Origin of the sequence: Escherichia sp. MOD1-EC6098 (assembly GCF_002965865.1) — a bacterium.
Taxonomy (GTDB): Bacteria; Pseudomonadota; Gammaproteobacteria; order Enterobacterales; family Enterobacteriaceae; genus Escherichia; species Escherichia marmotae.
In genome coordinates this window covers 1-2,647 of sequence record NZ_PTSN01000058.1, presented here as the reverse complement: position 1 = coordinate 2,647, position 2,647 = coordinate 1, and the positions used below count along the sequence as shown (strand labels likewise).

The 2,647-nt window shown below is 52.1% G+C and carries 2 protein-coding genes and 1 pseudogene; all 3 read right to left on the bottom strand.

Annotation, left to right across the window (positions count from 1 at the left end):
• Positions 1-1,780, bottom strand: a 1,780-nt coding sequence (locus C0K55_RS25480; protein ID WP_105283454.1) for a prophage tail fiber N-terminal domain-containing protein, incomplete at its 3' end; no start/stop codon positions are given.
• Between the two features lie 23 nt (positions 1,781-1,803).
• Entirely contained in the window at positions 1,804-2,352 is a 549-nt protein-coding gene (locus C0K55_RS25475; RefSeq protein ID WP_105266220.1) for a tail fiber assembly protein, read from the bottom strand.
• Positions 2,353-2,354: 2 nt separating this feature from the next.
• Positions 2,355-2,647 (bottom strand): annotated as a pseudogene (locus C0K55_RS25470) (phage tail protein); the annotation flags it as partial.

Sequence of the window (2,647 nt, the reverse complement as noted above, 5' to 3'; positions counted from 1 at the left end):
GTTGTGACCCTGGCACCACATCACCCAGGCCAATTTTGATTTCTTTATCCCCGGAAGTTGTTCCGCGATAAACAGCAAGCACCGGAACACCCACTGCCGGGTATTTGAAATATGAGCCTGAGCCTGCCGTTCGGGACAGCAGGAACGCCAGCGAATCGCCGTCGTAAATGATGGGGCTTACTGTTGCATTCCAGTTGTTTCCACTCCAGCGGTAAGTCAGGCGATGAATGCTGTGCTCACCTTCGTAATACTGGTTAAAACACAGCAGCATTTTGAATTTACGCGTTGTGTCCGATTCATCGTTATCAAAGGGCGACCACATCACATCAATGATGCCGTTAAATTTTGTGGTGCCTGCCAGTAGTGTGGAAGAGTCCGCAATACTGACCGCATAACGCCCCGGGGTGGCCTCTTTCAGCCATTCAGCAAAATCGGCCTGTCCGTCAAACGCCAGAGCGTCGGTGCTGGCAAATGCCTGACCGAATCCGTACATGCCGGACAGTGCCAGCCTGCCCGGTGTGCGGTCGCGGATATCGCTCTGGGGCTCCATCGTCGCAGCCGTTTTCAGACCAAGATATTCCAGCACCTCATTTTTAGAATTCTGACCAATTAACACCCGACCGACCGCAGTCAGATTTGCCAGCGCCATGACGTTTTTATCACTGAAATAAGGCAACTTATTACCGGCAGTAACCAGTCCTGATAATGACGTCAGTATTTCATTAAGCGGCTGTTTACCTGCCAGGGCGTTAGTGACCGTTGTTGCAAAGTTCGGGTCATTACCCAGCGCCGCTGCCAGCTCGTTCAGTGTGTCCAGTGTTTCCGGGGACGAGTCAACCAGCGCGGCGAGCAGTTTGCGAACAAATGCCGCGTTCGCGGTTTCCAGACCGACTGCATCGTCCGGTGGGGTTGGTGTGGTTGGCGTACCTGTGAACGCCGGGCTGTCCAGTGGCGCTTTTGTTTTCGTCTCGTCCATGACGGTTTTGACAGCCTTTGGCGTGGCTGCCAGTTCCTCGCTGTCGTTGTCTGTATCACTACAGAGTTGCACCAGACCTTTTTGCGTCGTGCTGGCGTTGGTTCCTTTCAGGTCATCGACTATCCGTTGCGCCTCGTCCCTGTGCTGTTTCGCGTTCTGCTCGCTTTTTGCAGCCGCTTCGGCGCTGGCTTTTGCCTCGCCAGTCAGCGTTGCGGCTTCGTCGAGTTTATCGACCGCTTTCTGGACTATCTTATCGGCATCTTTGACCGCCTGTTCTGCCCGGGCGGCATCCTGTGTGGCAGATGATGCCAGCTGTGCCACCTGCTTTTTATCTTCGGCAACGGCTTCTGCATTCTGCTGTACGTTATCCGCCAGCGTCTGACAGTCTTCCTTTATCTTCTGCGCATCAGCGACATGTTGCCCGGCCTGGCGTTCGCTTTCCGCTGCTGCTTCCGCGCTCTGCTGCGCCTGCGCCACCATTTCCTCGAAGCGTTTCACCACGTCGGGTTTGAGGTCGCCTTCATCAAGGGCAGTCAGAAAGTCGTTCAGCGTGCCGGGCCTGGAGTCGTCGTATACAGCAATGTCGCCAACACAGTACTCGTCGCGCCAGTCCTGCTTCAGATATACGCAATATTTTCCGGTCTGCGCCTTAAAACAGTACTCGCCACAGTTTCCTGTCACCACGTCGGCAACTGTGCGCATCACCACTTCTGAGGTGTTTACCCGGGATTTCAGAATTATGTGGCATCCGGACATGGGGATGCCTGCGCCATCAATCAGCGCACCTGATATCACTACAGACATAGTTTTTCTCGCGATAAATTAAATCAGGAAGAGGCTTCCGGAGAGACGGGCCATTCAATGGCGTTATATGAGGTTTTATCAGTGATAATGTTGAAATCCATCGCCTGCAGCGATTTCGCGTAAATGCGGTACGCTTTCAGTTTTTCCCTGTCTTCGTCGCTGATTAATCCCAGCAGCAGGTCTTTTTCCCATTCGCTGGTCATGATGCTGACCCGTTGTGACAGGGCATCGCGCTCATCTTCCGCTTTAAGTTTGTAGTCGAAAACAAATTCATCATTGCGGTAGAACCAGTATCCCGACGCCTCAATGCGACGATTAGCGGTAATATCCGGCAACTCAATCACACTTTTATTTTCCGGGCAGATTGAGGTGATGTCTTTTCCAACCCAGACCACTTCGCCAGTTTCAACATAAATAACTTTCAGAGTGTCTGGCTGAAATTTTTCCTGGGCTTCGTGCCATTCCTGACCATCATCGGAGAACAGCCACAATAAAAATTTATGCTGTCGCGCCAGCTGGTATTGCTCAATTGTTTTAGGGTTTTGTACCGTAAGATTTTTTAAGTGCATCATAATTACAAACTCGCTACATTCCGCCAGACGCCATTAATCAGAACCTGCACCGGGCGGGCATTGGCCCAGTCCATACTTTCACCACCATCAAGACCGCTGATAAGGTGACCTGATGGTGCGTTCCCGCCACGCCCAATACCAATGGCACTGCCCAGACGCACATCCTGTACACCGCCTGTTTTGGTCTGATAGCGGGCATCAAAGTTTCCGTAGTTTGATGGAACCATCTGCCCGTTTACAGCGAACGTTATACTGTTATCCGTATTCCTCTGACTGTAAAAATGCCAGCCGGAAT